This window comes from Streptomyces sp. NPDC006197 (assembly GCF_040613865.1).
In the GTDB taxonomy this organism is placed as follows: domain Bacteria; phylum Actinomycetota; class Actinomycetes; order Streptomycetales; family Streptomycetaceae; genus Streptomyces.
Genome location: NZ_JBEXSZ010000306.1, coordinates 1 through 1,027, shown reverse-complemented (window position 1 = coordinate 1,027; position 1,027 = coordinate 1). Strand labels below are relative to the sequence as shown.

The window sequence follows — 1,027 nt, the reverse complement described above, 5'->3', positions numbered from 1 at the left end:
CCGCGCAGCTGGGAGTGCATCGCCTCCCGGGACATGGTGTTGCCCTTGCCGACCGCGACCATCTGAGGAACGCAGCCTCCACCTGAATACCGGCGGCGGGGCTGCGGCAAACTCGGTTCCAGCAGAATGTCACATGTCGGCAACACACTCTCCGATGGACATTGCCGCCATGAGAGCTTCTTCGATCATGGAGCGGCAGCCCTTTTGAGGCGTCGCCTTTGTCACCGAGCAGAGCCTGCGGCGTCGGCGGGGTCGGCCCGGGCGGCCGGCGACGGGCGGGGGCGATCCGCTCATACGCGAGCAGCACGGCGTCGTCCTAGAGTTGTACCCGGCCGCCCGGCCCCGGCTACCTGCGGCTCGGCCTGACCGCGCCCGTCGGCACCGGCGCCACCCCAGGCCGGCAGGTTCTGACCGACCCCGACGACCGCACCATCGCCCTGACCGTCCCCCACGAGGAGAACCCCATGACCAGCGCAGACGAGGCCCGCTCCGCCGCCGCCCACATCCTCGGCCCCGGAGCCGCGATCAAGACCGTCACCCTCCCCGGCGGGAACGTCTCCCTCACCGTCGTCCTGGAAGGCCACACCCTGGTCGTCGACGGGCACCCCGAGACCGGCTGGGGATGGAGCATCGACCCGGACGAGGCGAGCGGATTCACCGGCCACGACCGCACCGCCGACACCCTCGACGACGCCCTGCACGGCGCGCGCACGGCCCTGGCTTCCTAATGCTGTTGTCAAGCCGTCGGAGTGCGACTCATTCGCTCAGGTGAGTACGAGGTCATCTGCTTACCTGACGTCCATGTCTTCGGCCATGTCGCACTCGTCGACGTCGAACTCGGCGCCGTTGGTACTGAGCCTCTTTCATCCTGTGCTGGAGGGTGAAATGGGCTGGTCAGCAGGTGTGGTGACGAGACAGAGCCCCTCGTCGTTGGCGTGGTGATCTCACTCAACACGCTGGCGACCGAAGGGGCCCTGGTGGTTCCGTATCCTGCCATGCTCGATGTCCCGCACGAGCTGGTTGAGCA

At 67.8% G+C, this 1,027-nt stretch carries 1 protein-coding gene and 1 pseudogene; both read left to right on the top strand.

All coding sequences use genetic code 11. From position 1 onward, the window contains the following. The first annotated feature begins 464 nt into the window (after nt 1-464). Nucleotides 465-728 (top strand): hypothetical protein, encoded by a 264-nt coding sequence (locus ABZ318_RS39620; RefSeq protein WP_356907254.1) that lies wholly within the window; start codon nt 465-467, stop codon nt 726-728. A gap of 207 nt (nt 729-935) precedes the next feature. After that, a pseudogene (locus ABZ318_RS39615) lies at nt 936-1,027 on the top strand (IS5/IS1182 family transposase); the annotation flags it as partial.